A 14,351-nucleotide genomic window follows, 5' to 3' on the forward strand; every position below is an offset into this window, starting at 1 on the left:
CCTCTTGTTGCCGCGGGGGCCGCGGGGCGCAATCCGTCCACTCGATACATTGTTGTATTGAGTTGCATTCTGACCTAACCTGAAGCGATGTCAAGAGTCCGAACCAGACCCACCCGCGACGACACCCGCGAAAAACTGTTCGAGGCGGCGGCACGCGTGTTCGAGGAACTGGGCATCGGCGGCGCCAGCATCGAGGCGATCGCGGCCGCGGCCGGTTTCACCCGCGGCGCGTTCTATTCGAACTTCAAGAGCCGGGACGAACTGATCATCGCCATGCTCGAGAACCATGTCGAGCAATCGATCCGGCGCATTCACGATCTGCTCGACCGGCACAAGAGCCTGGCGGATTTCATCGACGCGCTGAAGACCATGGACCGCAGCCGGCAGGACCCGCTCGGTCGCTCGCCGCTGCTGCATATGGAGATGATCCTGTTCGTGGCGCGCGCCGAAAAGCGCAGGCCCGAACTCGCCAAGCGGCTGCGCGCCCGGCGCAGACTGGTCACCGACATCATCGAGACCACCGCCAGGAACAGCGGCCGGACGACCATTCTCAATCCGACCTGGGCCGGCGCCGTGGTGCTGGCGCTGGAAGACGGTTTCAGGCTGCACCGCCTGATCGATCCGGAAACCACGCCGCCCGACAGCTTCCTGCGCGCCATCGGCGACCTGCAAAGGGCGATGGGCATCTCAGCGGCCTGACGCCAACCCGTCAACGCGCGCCGGCCTGTGAGACTTTATACACCTGTCCCGCGACCGCCCGCACCTTGCGCGGCGAGGCCTGCCAGATCGCCACTGCCGACAGGATGCTGACGACGATGCCGATCGCAAACGCCACTGTATAACTGCCGGAAAGATCGAACACCAGCCCGGTCACCCACGGACCGGCGGCGCCGCCGGCCAGCGCCGCCAGCATGATGGTGCCGAAAATGCTGCCATAATGTCTGCCCTGGAAGATCTCCAGCACCACCGCGCCCATGATCGAGGTCAGGCCATAGCCGAGCGCGCCCTGGGTGAAGATCATGAGGTAGACCAGCGGCAGCGCCGGCGCGAACTTCAACCCGATCAGCGCCGCAAAGCAGATCGCAAAGCCGGCGCAGCTCACCGCCCAGATCCATTCGCGCCCGATCCGGTCGGATAGATGCCCGAGCCAGATCTGGCCGGGAATGCCGAGCAGGCTGACGACGCCGAGCGACCACACCGCGACATTGGCGCTGAAGCCGATGTCGAGCAGGAACTTGGTCTGGTGCACCTGCACCGCGTACCAGACATAGAGGCCGCAGAAGTAGCCGAGCGCAATCCACCAGAACCGCGCGGTCGCCATCGCGCGGCGGAGCGTCCAGTCGGTTGCGGCCCAGACCGGATCGACAATGTTCGAGATTGGCGCGGCCGATGTCGCCGACGGCGCCGCGTCGCCGTCCGGCAGCAGGCCGAGATGCTCGGGCCGCATTCGCAGCAACAGGTTGATCGGCCCGAGCACGACGAAAACCAGAATGCCCATTGCGGTGCAGGCGGTGCGCCAGCCGGTCTGCTCGATCATGTGCTGCACCCACGGCAGCAGCGTCACCGAGCCGATGCCGACGCCGGCGAACGCCAGCCCCATCGCAAGCCCGCGGCGGCGGATGAACCAGTTCGGCAGGAACAGCGACTGGCCGGAATAGCCGAGGCAGACGCTGCCCGCGCCGACCAGCACGCCGATGGTGAGGTAAAGGTGCCATGGCTCGCTCGTCAGCGGCGCCAGCAGCAACCCGCCCCCCATCAACGCAACGCCGAGTTCCATCACCGCGCGCGGACCAAAGCGGTCCATCAGCCGGCCGATCAGCGGGCTGACGCCGGCGGACACCACAAAGCCAAAGGAAAAGGCGCCCGCGGTGACGCCCCGCTCCCAGCCGAACTCGCCGATGATCGGCGGAAAGAACAGCGAGAACGCGGTCCGCGCATTGACCCCGATCGCCATGGTCACGAACGTCACCGCAACGATCAGCCAGCCATAGAAGAAGGGAAGACGCATGGGGTTTGGCCGGGTGAGAGTTGGGTGGCGCGCTGTCGCGGCGACGCGGATACTGCGCCACCATCATGCACGGCCCGAACCTCGGCGCAATTGCGCGACCGCGATCCACGTCTGCCGCTGGATGTCCTGCCACTTGCTTCTGGCCGAGGACCAGGAAGCAGGCTAACATGGCTTTTTCAGCAGTGTTTTCAGGAGGTGTAGAATGGGTGCGTTAGTCGCCGATGGGTACGTCCCTCATGTCCAGCAACAGTTGAATGCCCGGTTCGCCATCGGCGATGCGTTGACCGAGATGATCGGGTTTCAGCGCGAGTTCAAGCTGTTCTCACGGCCACATACGCTCAAGAGCGCGTTTGCTTTGCTCAACATCGCCCCCGTCGGAGAGACCGACCGCGACGGCTTCATGAAATACCTCCAATCCCTGATGAAAACCAAAGCCGACGTCGATGAAAAGCCGTCGACGCTGAGCGGACACGATCAAATCCTCGCTTCGCTCCGGGAAAACCTGGAAAGTTCACGGCCCTTGCCAGTCTATTTCACCTGGCACCCGGCAGAATCTCCCCGAGGTATCGTTCACATCACCTCAGACAAGCCGTTCTCATTTTCAACCAAGACCTATCTCACCATCTCGGTGCCGACCATCGGCGCGGACCGGCCCAAGGCAGGCGCACGCAAGAAGTAGATTGAAGCTCGCGCATGCGTGGGTTGCGCGCCAGGGTTCGCGATTACTATTCGGGAACGATCGAACGCCACGGCCCTAACCCGCTTGGGGTCGATTGGCCGAATGCGGCCTCGCAGTATCTGCGGTTCGCCCAGCTTATGAAGGTTTGCGATTTCAGCGCGCCGCTCAGCCTGAACGATTTCGGCTGCGGCTACGGTGCGCTGCTGGAGTATCTGAACATGCGACATGCCGAGGCCGAAGTCGGCTATCGCGGCATCGACATTTCAGCGTCGATGATCACGGTGGCCCGCGAACGCTGGGGCAGCCACGGACGCGCGGTTTTTGCCGTGGGCTCACGCTGCGGTCGGAGGGCGGACTATTCGATCGCCAGTGGGGTCTGCAATGTCCGTCTCGGTCACCCCGTCGGCGAGTGGGAGAATTATGTGGAGTCAATCCTCGCCGATATGCGCGCCAGCAGCCGGATCGGCTTCGCCGTCAATTTCCTGTTGCCGCACGACGACAAGCCGACCGAGGATGGGCTCTATCGCAGCAACCCACAACGCTGGGCCGGTTTCTGCAGGGAGCAACTCGGTTGCAGCGTCCGATTGCTCGGAGATTACGGCCTGCGCGAGTTTACGTTGCTCATCCGCATGAAGCCGCAGAAGGCTGCGCCTCGGAAAGCAGTTTCTTGTAAGGAAGTGCGCCGGTCTCCTCGATAAGTCGACTCGCCAGCGCGAGCAGATCGCCGGTCCTGAATTCGGAGTGGCTGAACTCTCCTTCGCCCAGCACTTTCGCTAGGACGATTGCGGCGCGGCATTCCGCCAATCGGGCGCGACGATCCCTGGCAACCGCCATCGCCCTTTCGGCGACCCGGAACGCGGCCGTCGGGCTGTTGCTCCTCAAATGGATCTCCGCAAGGAACGCCAGCATTTCGCTTTGATACTCCATTCCTGCAAAGGCCTCGGTCGCCAGCCGGATGGCCGATTCAAGCTTCTGTATTGCGGCGACGTGGTTACCTGACAACGAAAGCGCCAACGACTTGCAAACGGCAGCATAGACCGCGACATAGGGAATGCGGCTGCTTGTAGCGATCTCATCGATGCGGCTGCTGTGAAGTTCGGCGAGTTTCTGGTCCTGTGTGAGCCATGCGAGTTCGACCGCAGCCAGATGCGGAATGAACTGGACGGCAGGATCCGAATTATCCTTCTCACTCGACGCCAGCCTGTCGATGCTTTGCTTCGCCGCGGCGAAACTGCCCATTCGCACCAGCAGCCGCGCCCGGAGGCTTTCAACCCACCTTTCCACGCTGAAGCCGATCATCGCGTCGTGGGACGGCCGGATATCTCCAATCCGCGCAAGCGCCGTATCGCTGGCCTGCAGCGCCTCCCGAAGCTTTCCGGCGTAACCACAGGCCTGGCACAGGAACACCTGCAGCATGGTCCTGACGCCGGGATCGGCATTCCCGGAAAGATTGATCGCCTGCAAGACCTGTTTCACATAATCGTCCGCCGAGCCCGTACATGCGGAAAGCCGGCCGTACACGGCTAGCGTCAGCACCTCAGCGGCGGAGTCCTGCATCTCCCTGGAAAGATCGAGCGCTTCCTTGGCAAACGGCGCGATTTCCTCGGCGCTGATGCCTTCCCGCCACGCTGCATTCATCACCTGTCCGGATGCCTTGAAGCGCAGGCGGTCGGTTTCGGGCGTGCGCGGCAGCGACTGCAGCAACAGCCGCACCTTTTGCCACGACTTCAACGCCAGCCTCGCATTCGTGGTCCCGATCCAGGCGGCGGCGCGGGCAGTGTAGATTGCGGCCGACGCCAGATCCCTGGCCGCCTCGAAATGATATGCGATCAGATCGGCATATTCGCTGAGCTGATTATGATGAAACCGTTCCAGCGCCTTCGCCACCGCCGCATGAAGCTCGATCCGCCGGGTCCGCAACTGCATGGCATAGGCAACCTCCTGGATCAAAGGATGGCGGAACGCGAAACGATCGGGCTCATTCTCGATCGACATCCCTTGGACCAGCCCCACCTGAGACAGCCTGCCGAGAATGCCGGCGAGATCGGCGGCGGTCGCTCGCGTTATCTCGGCGAGAACCGACACCGGAAATTCTCGCCCGATCGTTGCACCGATCTGCAGCACCTCCTTGTCCGATGGCGAGAGGCGGTCGACGCGTGCTCCGATCACGGATTGGACGGTGGCCGGAAGTGTTTCCGCCCGCGATCCTTCTAGCGCCCTGTAATTTCCCGGCCGGCCATCCAGCTCGCCGCTGTCGACCAGCGACCTGATCAATTCCTCCGCAAAGAACGGGTTGCCACCGCTTCTCTCGACGATGCGATCGCGAATGGCGGCGGTGGACGGATCATCGCCGACCAAGTCCCTGATGAGGGAGGAGACGTCTTCGTCGCGCAATTCCTCGAGCCGGATTTCGTGAAAGCCCAATCCATCCTTCCAGGGGGCCTGAAAGGTAGGTCGATAATTGAGCACGAGCAGCACGCGGCTAACCGGTGCTACTCGCACCAACGCCGACACAAACTCGATACTCGCCTCGTCGAGCCAGTGAATATCTTCGATGACGATCACCGAGGGCGTTCGCGTTCCATCACGCACGAGGCTGACGACCAGGTTAATGAGTCGCGAATGCCTGACCTTGGGATCGAGGGTTGACGGGGGTAGCTTGGCATCGGCAATGCCAAGAAATTCGAACAGTACCGCCACGTCCTCGACAAGCTCCGGGACCGCCGCCTCGATCCGCGATACGATTTTCGCGCGCGCCGTCTCTGGGGCGTCCGCGGATGTGATCCTGAAATAGGTCCGGAAGAATTCCACCAGCGGCTGCAACGGACCCGAATGATCATAGGGTGACGCCCTCGCCTCCAGCACCGGCACCATCCGGTCCCTCGCGGCCTTGGCGAACTCGAAACACAGGCGGCTCTTGCCGAGACCGGGAGGCGCCGAGATCCCAATCGCCTTGCCGGTTCCGCGCTCGGCCCCCGCAAACGCGTCGTGAAGGATGGTCAGTTCCGCATCCCGCCCGCGATAGGCTCCGATGACATTGTCCCGGAACGGCGCGCGCGACGCCTTCATTCCGGCAATCCGGTAGATCCCGATCGGCCGCGGAAATCCCTTGACGTCCTGATGGCCAAGCGGCCGGCCGTCGCAATGCGATTGCACCAGCCTGAACGTCGATTCGGTGACGCAGATGTCGCCGGGCTGGGCCATGTGCTCCAGCCGGCTCGCCAGATGCACGGCGGCGCCGTAGACGCTTTGCTCCCCGGTGAACTTGTCGGGCAGACCGGCGACGATCTCTCCGGAGTGAATTCCGACCCGAAGCGTGATGCCGTTGTCGTGTGACGACTGCACCATCAAGAGCGCGGCCTGGCAGGCGCGCAGCGCGTGGTCCTCCTGGGCGTGGGGGACGCCGAAAATCACCATCAGGCCGTCGCCCATGCTGCGGATGATGGTGCCCTGGAATTGATTGACCGCGTTTCCCATGCGGGCCAGCGCGGGGGGCAGCCGATCGAGCGCCTGTTCGGGATCGTTGTCCCCGATCAGTTCGGTCGAACCGACGATGTCGGCGAAAAGGACGGTGACCACCTTGCGCTCGCCCAGCGCCTGCGGTTGGTCGAGGCGCTCACCGCAATCCCCGCAAAACCTCGCGGCTCCGAGGTTGGGATGACGGCAATTCGGGCAAATGACGGAAAAGCTGATGCCGCACGATCGGCAGACCCTGTCTTCCGCCAACGTTTCCATCTGACAGGCCGGGCACAGCATTTACAAACCCTTGACTTGCGGCCTTCCGGCCGCCGACATCCTAGCACGGTCAAGGCAAAAGAGCGCATTGGGGGAAGGCAATACCGGATACCCTGGCGGCTTCACGATAGCGCCCTGCGGAACCCGGGCGGCACCGCGGCAGCGACTACTTGCTCCGCGCCACCGTCGTCCCGTCCCAGCCCTCGCCGGCCGGATGTTCGAGCTGGCGCCGGCAGCGCTCGATCATCGCCCGCGAGGCTGCGTCGTCGGTGCGGGTTTCCAGCACCTGCTCGAACGCGGCGATCGCGGCGGTGAATTCGCGCGCGCGCCAGGCGGCGAGGCCGGCCTCGTAGGACGCCACCCAGCCGGGCGCGCCATCGAGTTCGCCGGCCATTCCCAGCAGTTCGTAGATCTGCAGCCCGCCGGCGCGGCCATACACCGCGAGACGGTCCAGTTCGCGGACCACGATATGGTTCCCGGCCAGCCGGCGGGTTTCCGGGCCGATGATGATGGTGGATCCGTAGACCTTGTTGGTGCTCTCCAGCCGGCTTGCGATGTTCACGGCGTCGCCGATGACGGTGTAGTTGAGCCGGACTTCCGACCCGATGTTGCCGACCAGCATGTCGCCGGAATTGATGCCGATGCGAATCCGGGCCGGCTGGCCGTGGTCGTCGACCAGGCGCGCCTGCGCCACCGCGCGCTGGCACGCCAGCGCCGCCCGGCAGCAGTCGACGGCGTGATCGGGATTGGGCGCCGGCGCGCCCCAGAACGCCATCACGGCGTCGCCGATGAACTTGTCGATGGTGCCGTTGTGGCTCTGAACCTGCGCCGAGACGGCGTCGAAATAGCGCGACAGCAGCGGAATGATGCGGTCGCCGAGCCGCTCCGACATGCCGGTGAAACCGGCAAGATCGACGAACATCACGCTCATCGGCCGCACCGCGCCGCCGAGGCGCGCCCCGTTGCCGTCGCTGATCAGCCGCCGGACCAGATCGGCCGGAATGTATTTCCGGAACGCGGCGAGCCCCTGCGCCATGTCGCCGATGGCGCCCGACAGGTTCTCGATCTCGGTCAGCCGCGACGGATGCCGCTGCACCTTGTCGAGATCGAAGCGCTCGACATGCCTGATCTCGCTCATCACCTTGATCAGGGGCGCGGCGATCAGGCGCTGGGCCAGCCATGCCGACAACAGCCCGGCAAGCACGATCAGGACCGCAAGGCCGATCAGCAAGTTGCGGATCGTCATCTGCACCGGTCCGAGAAACTCCGATTCCGGCACCACGGTCACCAGCGACCAGCCCGGAAACGAAATCGGCGTCAGCACCGCCTGATACGCCTTGCCGTCCCGCATTACCTTGGTGTGAAACGGCTCCCCTTCACCGGGTTGGTAGGCGCTGGCGTTGCGGATCGCATCGACGGCGACGGCAAACAGCGGATGATCGGTTTTCAGCGCCGTCACCTCGTTGGCGTCCGGATCGGGTGCGGCGACCACCTTGCCGTCCCGCTCGAGGATAAAGGCGCCGGCCGATTTTCCGACCGTGAGCTGCGACAGGAAATTCGAGACGCGGGTCAGTTCGATGATGATGATGGCAATGACGCCGGCAGGCTTCTGGTCGATCTCGACCGGCGCCGCGAACGCCGCCGCCAGCCGTTCGCCGCTCGGCAGGGTGGTCAGCGTGGTCCAGTGTTCGTCATTGGTCTCGGTGGCGACCTTGAACCATTCCTGGTCGATGACGGCGTAGCCGGTGTCCTCGTCCCGCGTGTTCTTCAGCCGAAGGTCGTTGCCGACGAATTCATATCGATTGGTCCGCATCCGGCGGTCGGGGGCGATCGCGAGCATTTCGAGAACGCCGTCGCCGGCCTTGCGCCCGGCAAAGAACGACCCGTCGGGCCAGCCGAACGCGACCCAGGAGATGGTCGGGTGAGACAATAGCTGCGACTGGAACACGACTTCGCGCTTCCGTTCGTCGCGCGGCTCGAACACCTTTTCGGCCATCAGCGTCCGCACCGCCAGCATGGCCGACCGCGCTTCGGTCGTGACCGACTGCAGTTCGTCACCGACCGCGGACACGATCTGGCCGTTGATGGTGTTGGCCAGGGTCTGGCTGATCTGCTGGGCGGTGCGCCACCACAACAGATGCACGCCGACGGCGCTGACGACGATCGACGCCAGCACGAGGGCCGAAATGGCGCTGCGGATGCCGAGGCGCATGCGGATGGTCCTTGTTCGCGGGGCTGCTACCGCAATACGGAACCATAGCAGCGTCCGTTTCACCGGCGAGGCCATTTCCGCGTCCCGGACACGGCTCTGTGACCGGAGTGAACGCCGGAATGCGGCGAAACAAGCCGATTGCCTGTTCCGTACCGGCTGGTACGGCGCTATGCCTTGCATCAGTTCTCGAAGGTCATGCAATGAACGATGTTTCGATCCCGGCGGCCCTGATCGCCGGCCTTGTCAGCTTCCTCTCGCCCTGCGTACTGCCGCTGGTGCCGCCCTATTTGATCTATCTCACCGGCGCGACCATCGAGCATGTCGCCAATGACGAGACGACGCAGGCCTCCAAGCGGGCCGTGATGGCTTCGGCATTGATGTTCGTGGCTGGCTTTTCCACGGTGTTCGTGGCGCTCGGCGCCAGCGCCTCGCTGGTCGGCGGCCTGATTCGCGCCTGGTCGGCCGAGCTCTCGATCGTGGCCGGCATCGTCATCATCATCATGGGCCTGCATTTCCTCGGCCTGACCCGGATCGGGCTGTTGATGCGCGAAGGCCGGATACCCATGCCAAAGCCGGTCGGCCTTTGGGGGGCCTATGCCATGGGGCTCGCCTTCGCCTTTGGCTGGACGCCCTGCATCGGCCCGATCCTGGCGGCGATCCTGTCCATCGCGGCCGCCGAGGCCACCGTCGCCAAGGGGGCCGGCCTGCTCGCGGTCTATTCCGCCGGCCTCGGAATCCCGTTCCTGCTGGCGGCCTTCATGATCGAGCAGTTCTCCTCGCTGTTCGCGCGGATGAAGCGTCATCTCGGCAAGGTCGAGCGCGCCATGGGCATCCTGATGGTGTTGACCGGCATCGGTTTTCTCACCGGCTCGGTGACCAGCATTAGCATCTGGCTGCTGGAGACCTTTCCCGCCCTGCAAAACTTTGGCTGAGCGCAAGCGGTTTTCACCCCAGACCACGTCCGGGCAGACGTTCGCTCGAAAAGCCCTCGCACGCCCGTAACAATCGGGCTGGCCAGAGCGAACTACCAGCCGAGGCCAGATCGCCACGGTCGCGGTATTGAATGCTTTTTCAACCATTTGTCCCAAACAACCCGCAGCTTGCGGCTTCAGGCGAGCAAAATACTTGAAGGGATTTGCATGAATTTCATGGTCCATCTTCTGATCCTTCTGCCCGCCCGGATCGCGTCTTATTTCTCTTGGGCCGGACCGCTGATCATGCGGATCGTCGTCGGCTACACCTTCATGCTGGCAGGCTGGGGCAAGCTGAACAATTTGACTCAGGTCACCGCGAATTTTGCCGGCTGGGGCATCCCGTTTCCGAATCTCCTCACCCCGTTCGTCTCCGGCGTCGAATGCTTTGGTGGCGCCATGCTGATCGTTGGGCTGTTCACGCGAATCCCAGCCGCCATGCTGGCGGTGGTGATGCTGGTGGCCATCAAGTCGGCGAAATGGGGCGACGTCGATTCCCTGGAAACGCTGCTTGGCTTTGAGGAGGCCACATACTTCGCCGCCTTCATGTGGCTGGCGATCGCGGGTCCCGGCGCCGCTTCGCTGGACCGGCTGCTGGTCAACGCGAGCGGCGGCCGGGAGAAGTCGATCTGAGTTCACGTATCCGTGACCGGGGTCAGGAAAGCAACCGCAAAGCTGGGCCCGGCTGCCAGATCGTCACTTTCTCGAGGCTATGGCCAAAATAAAGTCTGTACGGCGTGTAACTAGTCGGAACACGCCGCGTAGCTCTCCCAGGTGCAGCTGCCGGCCGGACCTGACGCGGCTGGCGGCGATGCGCCTGACACTTCTCTTTTGGAGGATAACCATGAAGATGACGTCCAAGTCCGGCGCCGCCATCGCCGCCGCTGCTGCCACCCTGTTCCTCGCCGGCGCCACGATGTCGACCCCGACCTACGCCGCCGGCGAAGGCAAGTGCGTCGGCGCCAACGCCTGCAAGGGCCAGAGCGCCTGCAAGGGCGGGGCAAACGCCTGCAAGGGTCAGAACGCCTGCAAGGGCCAAGGCTTCTCGGCCATGACCAAGGAAAAGTGCGAAGCCGCCAAGGGCAAGTATTCGCCGGCGTAAACCGCTGACGGCGCGGAAGGGGCCCGGCTTAGGCCGGGCTTCCTTCCCGTGGTAGCTTACGCTCGGAAGTCTGGGACACGCCGCCGGCCTGGCGGGCGTTCGATCGGAGACGACATGAACGTCGCAAGCAGATTGCCCGACACTTCGGCGGCGGCGCTTGCGGACCGCTCGACCACATCGACCAAGCCGCCTTTCCTCGGCTTCGGCCTCGGCCTGCGCCATCAGCATTACGACGAGATCCTGAGCGGCCATCCGACGATCGACTGGTTCGAGGTCATCAGCGAGAACTACATGCTGCCCGGCGGCCAGCCGCTGCGCACGCTCGACCGGATCTGCGAACGCTATCCCGTCGTGATGCACGGGGTGTCATTGTCGATCGCTTCCACCGCGCCGCCGAACTTCGAATACCTGCAGGAACTGAAGAATCTCGCCCGGCGGGTTGAGCCGAAATGGATATCGGACCATCTGTGCTGGACCGGCGTACACGGCAAGAACCTGCATGACCTGCTGCCGATCCCCTACACCAGGGAAGCGCTCGACCACGTTGTCAGCCGCGTGCAACTGGTGCAGGACTTCCTTGGCCGCGCCATTGTGCTCGAGAATGTCTCGACCTACGTCCAGTTCAACAATTCCGAGATGACAGAGTGGGAATTCCTGTCCGAACTGTCGGCCCGTTCCGGATGCTGGCTGCTGTTCGACATCAACAATGTCTATGTCAGCGCCTTCAACCACGGCTACGATCCCCTCGCCTTCCTCAACGGAATTCCGGCGGATCGGGTGGTACAGTTTCACATGGCCGGTCACAGCCACATGGGCACCCACATCATCGACACCCACGATCATCCGGTCTGCGAGGATGTCTGGGATCTCTATGTCGCCGCGCTGAAGCGCTTCGGCCGGGTTTCGACCATGATCGAGCGCGACGACAACATACCGCCGCTCGACGAACTCCTGGCTGAGGTCATCAGGACCCGCGAGATTGCGGAGAAAATCTTGCCGACGGGCAGGCAGCGGGAATGAGGGACCTCGCCCGACAGCAGGCCGATTTCCAGCGCGGCATCCTCGGTGACGACGACACGGTGCTGGCTGAAATTCTCGACAGCCCCCGGGAGACGCGCGCAAGGCTGTTCGGCGTCTATCGCCATGCTTATGGCTCGCGCCTGGTCGAGGCGATCAGCAACGATCACGCGCTGCTGCATCTCTATCTCGGCGACGAGACGTTCGACGAGATGGCGCATGCGTATGTCAAGGCGCGGCCATCAGGGCATCCTAACCTGCGCTGGTACGCGCAAGGCCTGCCGGATTTCCTCAGATCGACGGAGCCTTATTCGGATCATCCGGCGCTGGCCGATCTCGCCGCGCTGGAAAAGGCGCTCAACGACGCCTTTGACGCCGGCGAAGGCGCGGTGGTCGGACTGGCCGACATGGCCGGCTTCGCGCCGGAAGCCTGGGCCGACCTCCGGTTCCAGCCGCACCCCAGCGTGTCCAGGGTCGATCTTGTGACCAACGCATCCGCGATCTGGCTCGCACTCAAGAACGACGAAGCCCCGCCGGAAGCAGCCGCGCTGGATCAGCCAGCCCGCCTGCTGGTCTGGCGCCAGGAGGTCACGCCGATGTTTCGCGAACTTCCGGCGGAGGAAGCGATGATGTGGGACGAGGCTAAGAACGGCATTTCGTTCGGCGTACTCTGCGAGATGCTCGCGACCTATGACGACCCCGACGGCGCGGCCGGCCGCGGCGCGGGCTATCTGCACGGCTGGATCGCCACAGGACTTCTGACCGGCGTTTCGATCGGCACGTAACTTTGCACATTCGACGCATTGTCTGGGAAGGCGATGAAAGGCCCGAGGATGGGAGCGCACACCGATCGCCATTTCATCGAGCGGATGCGCTGGGACGACGTCGCGCGACGGATCGGCGACGGCGCGGCGGCGATATTGCCGATCGGCGCCGCGGCCAAGCCCCACGGATTTCACCTGCCCCTCAATACCGATCGCATCCAGGCCGAATGGCTCGCCGGCAAACTGGCGGAGCCGTTCGACGCGCTGGTCTGGCCGACGCTGACCTACGGCCATTACCCCGCCTTCGTCGAATATGCCGGCAACAGCAGCCTGTCAGCCTCGACGTTCGAGGCGCTGGTGCGCGAGGTCGCGGCGGCAATCCTCGCCAGCGGTTGCCGCAAGCTGTTGGTGCTCAATACCGGGATCAGCACCTTGGCTCCGGTCGACCGCGTGCTGGCGCGTCTCGATGCCGGTCGGGTCAAGCATGTGTGGATCCACGGAGGCCCGCGCTATCCCCGCGCGGCGAAGGCGCTGGCCGAGCAGAGCCATGGCAGTCATGCAGATGAGCTGGAAACCTCGTTGATGCTGGCGATCGCGCCTGAACTGGTCGACATGGCCCGCGCCGAAGCCAGCCCTGCGGTGAAACACGCGACGCCAGGGCCGTTGACGCCGTCGGATTCGAATTCGCCGAACTATAGCCGCTCCGGCAGCTACGGCGATCCGACACGGGCGACACTGGCGAAGGGCGAAACCTTGCTCGCCGCCATGCTCGACGATCTCAACGAACAGATCGGCGCGTTCATCGTGAAAGGCCCCGCCGCAAGCCATCAACCTGACGCGATCCAAACCGTGTTGCGATGAGCATCTCCTTCGCCGTTCGCTGCACCATCGCCGCAGCCCTCACCGCCGCGCTGCTGGCCAGCACGGTCGCGTTCCGCGCCGACGCGCAATCGGAGTATATGCGCGGCAGCGGCATGCCCTACGATGCGTTCGACCGGTTGCCCAAAACCGACATCGAGATGCCCGGCGGGGTTATCCACGTCGCGTTCGCACCTGGCGATATCACGCTGCCGAGGGAAAAGCTGCTGGACTGGATAAGGAAGTCGGCCAGCGCCGTCCATGCCTACTATGGACGGTTTCCCGTCAATTCGTTGCGGCTGCTGCTGGTGCCCGTCGACGGCGCGCGGATTCGCGGCGGCACCACCTGGGGCTATCGCGGCGCCGCGATTCGCATCCCGCTTGGCCGCGACGTGACCGAGGAGGTATTGCGGCACGACTGGGTGCTGGTGCATGAGATGGTGCATACCGCCCTGCCGGATATGCCCAACCGCCACGCCTGGCTGTCGGAGGGACTTGCCGTCTATGTCGAGCCGGTCGCGCGGGTACAGGCGGGAGCTCTCACGGCACCGGAGATCTGGCAGGCGATGATGCGCGACATGCCGAAGGGGCTGCCGCAAGCCGGCGACGATGGCCTCGACAACACCGGCACCTGGGGACGGAAATACTGGGGCGGCGCCATGTTCTGTCTGCTGGCCGACATCGAAATCCGCAGGCGAACGAACAATCGCCTCGGCCTGCAGGACGCCATGCGCGGCGTGATCGCGGCGGGCGGCAATCACGAACAGGGTTGGTCGATCGACCGCGTTCTCTCAACCGCCGACAAGGCAGTCGGCGTCGACGTGCTGACCCGCCTGCACGGCGAAATGGGGCCGAAACCCGTGACCCCCGATCTTGCGGCGCTGTGGCGCGACCTCGGACTGAATCCGCCGGGCGAAGGTCTCGAGTTCGACGACACCGCGCCGCTGGCCGCGATCCGCAAGGCCATCACCGAAAGGCGTGCAAATTAGCAACAACGAATCGGTC

The 14,351-nt window shown here is 64.1% G+C and carries 13 protein-coding genes and 1 pseudogene; 10 read left to right on the forward strand and 4 right to left on the reverse strand.

Translation table 11 applies throughout. The features are described from left to right. Positions 1 to 87 precede the first annotated feature (87 nt). Entirely contained in the window at positions 88 to 699 is a 612-nt protein-coding gene (locus Q0D31_RS09315; RefSeq protein WP_291848826.1) for a TetR/AcrR family transcriptional regulator, read from the forward strand. A gap of 10 nt (positions 700 to 709) precedes the next feature. Here Q0D31_RS09315 and Q0D31_RS09320 read toward each other — a convergent pair whose 3' ends face one another. After that, on the reverse strand, positions 710 to 2,008 hold the full coding sequence (locus tag Q0D31_RS09320; protein ID WP_291848830.1) for an MFS transporter: 1,299 nt from the start codon (positions 2,006 to 2,008) through the stop codon (positions 710 to 712). Between the two features lie 202 nt (positions 2,009 to 2,210). Between Q0D31_RS09320 and Q0D31_RS09325 the strand changes: the two genes are divergently transcribed. After that, positions 2,211 to 2,687 (forward strand): hypothetical protein, encoded by a 477-nt coding sequence (locus Q0D31_RS09325; RefSeq protein WP_291848832.1) that lies wholly within the window; start codon positions 2,211 to 2,213, stop codon positions 2,685 to 2,687. Between the two features lie 23 nt (positions 2,688 to 2,710). After that, a complete protein-coding gene (locus Q0D31_RS09330) occupies positions 2,711 to 3,385 on the forward strand; it encodes a class I SAM-dependent methyltransferase (RefSeq protein WP_291848836.1) in 675 nt (224 codons plus the stop codon). Here Q0D31_RS09330 and Q0D31_RS09335 read toward each other — a convergent pair. From Q0D31_RS09335 to Q0D31_RS09340, 3 genes and pseudogenes are all read right to left on the reverse strand, one after another. After that, complete coding sequence (locus Q0D31_RS09335) at positions 3,309 to 6,266, reverse strand: adenylate/guanylate cyclase domain-containing protein (protein ID WP_291848839.1); 2,958 nt, start codon at positions 6,264 to 6,266, stop codon at positions 3,309 to 3,311. The genes Q0D31_RS09330 and Q0D31_RS09335 overlap by 77 nt on opposite strands. A gap of 51 nt (positions 6,267 to 6,317) precedes the next feature. Beyond that, a pseudogene (locus tag Q0D31_RS23985) lies at positions 6,318 to 6,443 on the reverse strand (zinc ribbon domain-containing protein); the annotation flags it as partial. Between the two features lie 145 nt (positions 6,444 to 6,588). Then, entirely contained in the window at positions 6,589 to 8,634 is a 2,046-nt protein-coding gene (locus Q0D31_RS09340) for an adenylate/guanylate cyclase domain-containing protein (RefSeq protein ID WP_291848842.1), read from the reverse strand. Between the two features lie 200 nt (positions 8,635 to 8,834). On the opposite strand from Q0D31_RS09340, the gene Q0D31_RS09345 reads away from it, so the two are divergent. From Q0D31_RS09345 to Q0D31_RS09375, 7 genes are all read left to right on the forward strand, one after another. Continuing rightward, a complete protein-coding gene (locus tag Q0D31_RS09345) occupies positions 8,835 to 9,566 on the forward strand; it encodes a cytochrome c biogenesis protein CcdA (RefSeq protein ID WP_291848846.1) in 732 nt (243 codons plus the stop codon). Between the two features lie 207 nt (positions 9,567 to 9,773). After that, positions 9,774 to 10,238: a DoxX family protein gene (locus Q0D31_RS09350; RefSeq protein ID WP_291848849.1), complete on the forward strand. Its 465-nt coding sequence runs from the start codon at positions 9,774 to 9,776 to the stop codon at positions 10,236 to 10,238. Between the two features lie 211 nt (positions 10,239 to 10,449). Beyond that, entirely contained in the window at positions 10,450 to 10,707 is a 258-nt protein-coding gene (locus Q0D31_RS09355) for a hypothetical protein (protein WP_366518508.1), read from the forward strand. Positions 10,708 to 10,821: 114 nt separating this feature from the next. Continuing rightward, entirely contained in the window at positions 10,822 to 11,727 is a 906-nt protein-coding gene (locus Q0D31_RS09360; protein ID WP_291848852.1) for a DUF692 domain-containing protein, read from the forward strand. Then, complete coding sequence (locus tag Q0D31_RS09365; RefSeq protein WP_291848855.1) at positions 11,724 to 12,509, forward strand: DNA-binding domain-containing protein; 786 nt, start codon at positions 11,724 to 11,726, stop codon at positions 12,507 to 12,509. Before Q0D31_RS09360 ends, Q0D31_RS09365 begins: the two co-directional genes overlap by 4 nt. A 48-nt stretch (positions 12,510 to 12,557) precedes the next feature. After that, positions 12,558 to 13,349 (forward strand): creatininase family protein, encoded by a 792-nt coding sequence (locus Q0D31_RS09370; RefSeq protein ID WP_291848858.1) that lies wholly within the window; start codon positions 12,558 to 12,560, stop codon positions 13,347 to 13,349. Further along, on the forward strand, positions 13,346 to 14,335 hold the full coding sequence (locus Q0D31_RS09375; RefSeq protein ID WP_291848861.1) for a hypothetical protein: 990 nt from the start codon (positions 13,346 to 13,348) through the stop codon (positions 14,333 to 14,335). The genes Q0D31_RS09370 and Q0D31_RS09375 overlap by 4 nt, the downstream gene beginning before the upstream one ends. The last annotated feature ends 16 nt before the right edge of the window (positions 14,336 to 14,351 follow it).

The organism is Bradyrhizobium sp. (genome assembly GCF_022844465.1).
Classification (GTDB): Bacteria; Pseudomonadota; Alphaproteobacteria; order Rhizobiales; family Xanthobacteraceae; genus Bradyrhizobium.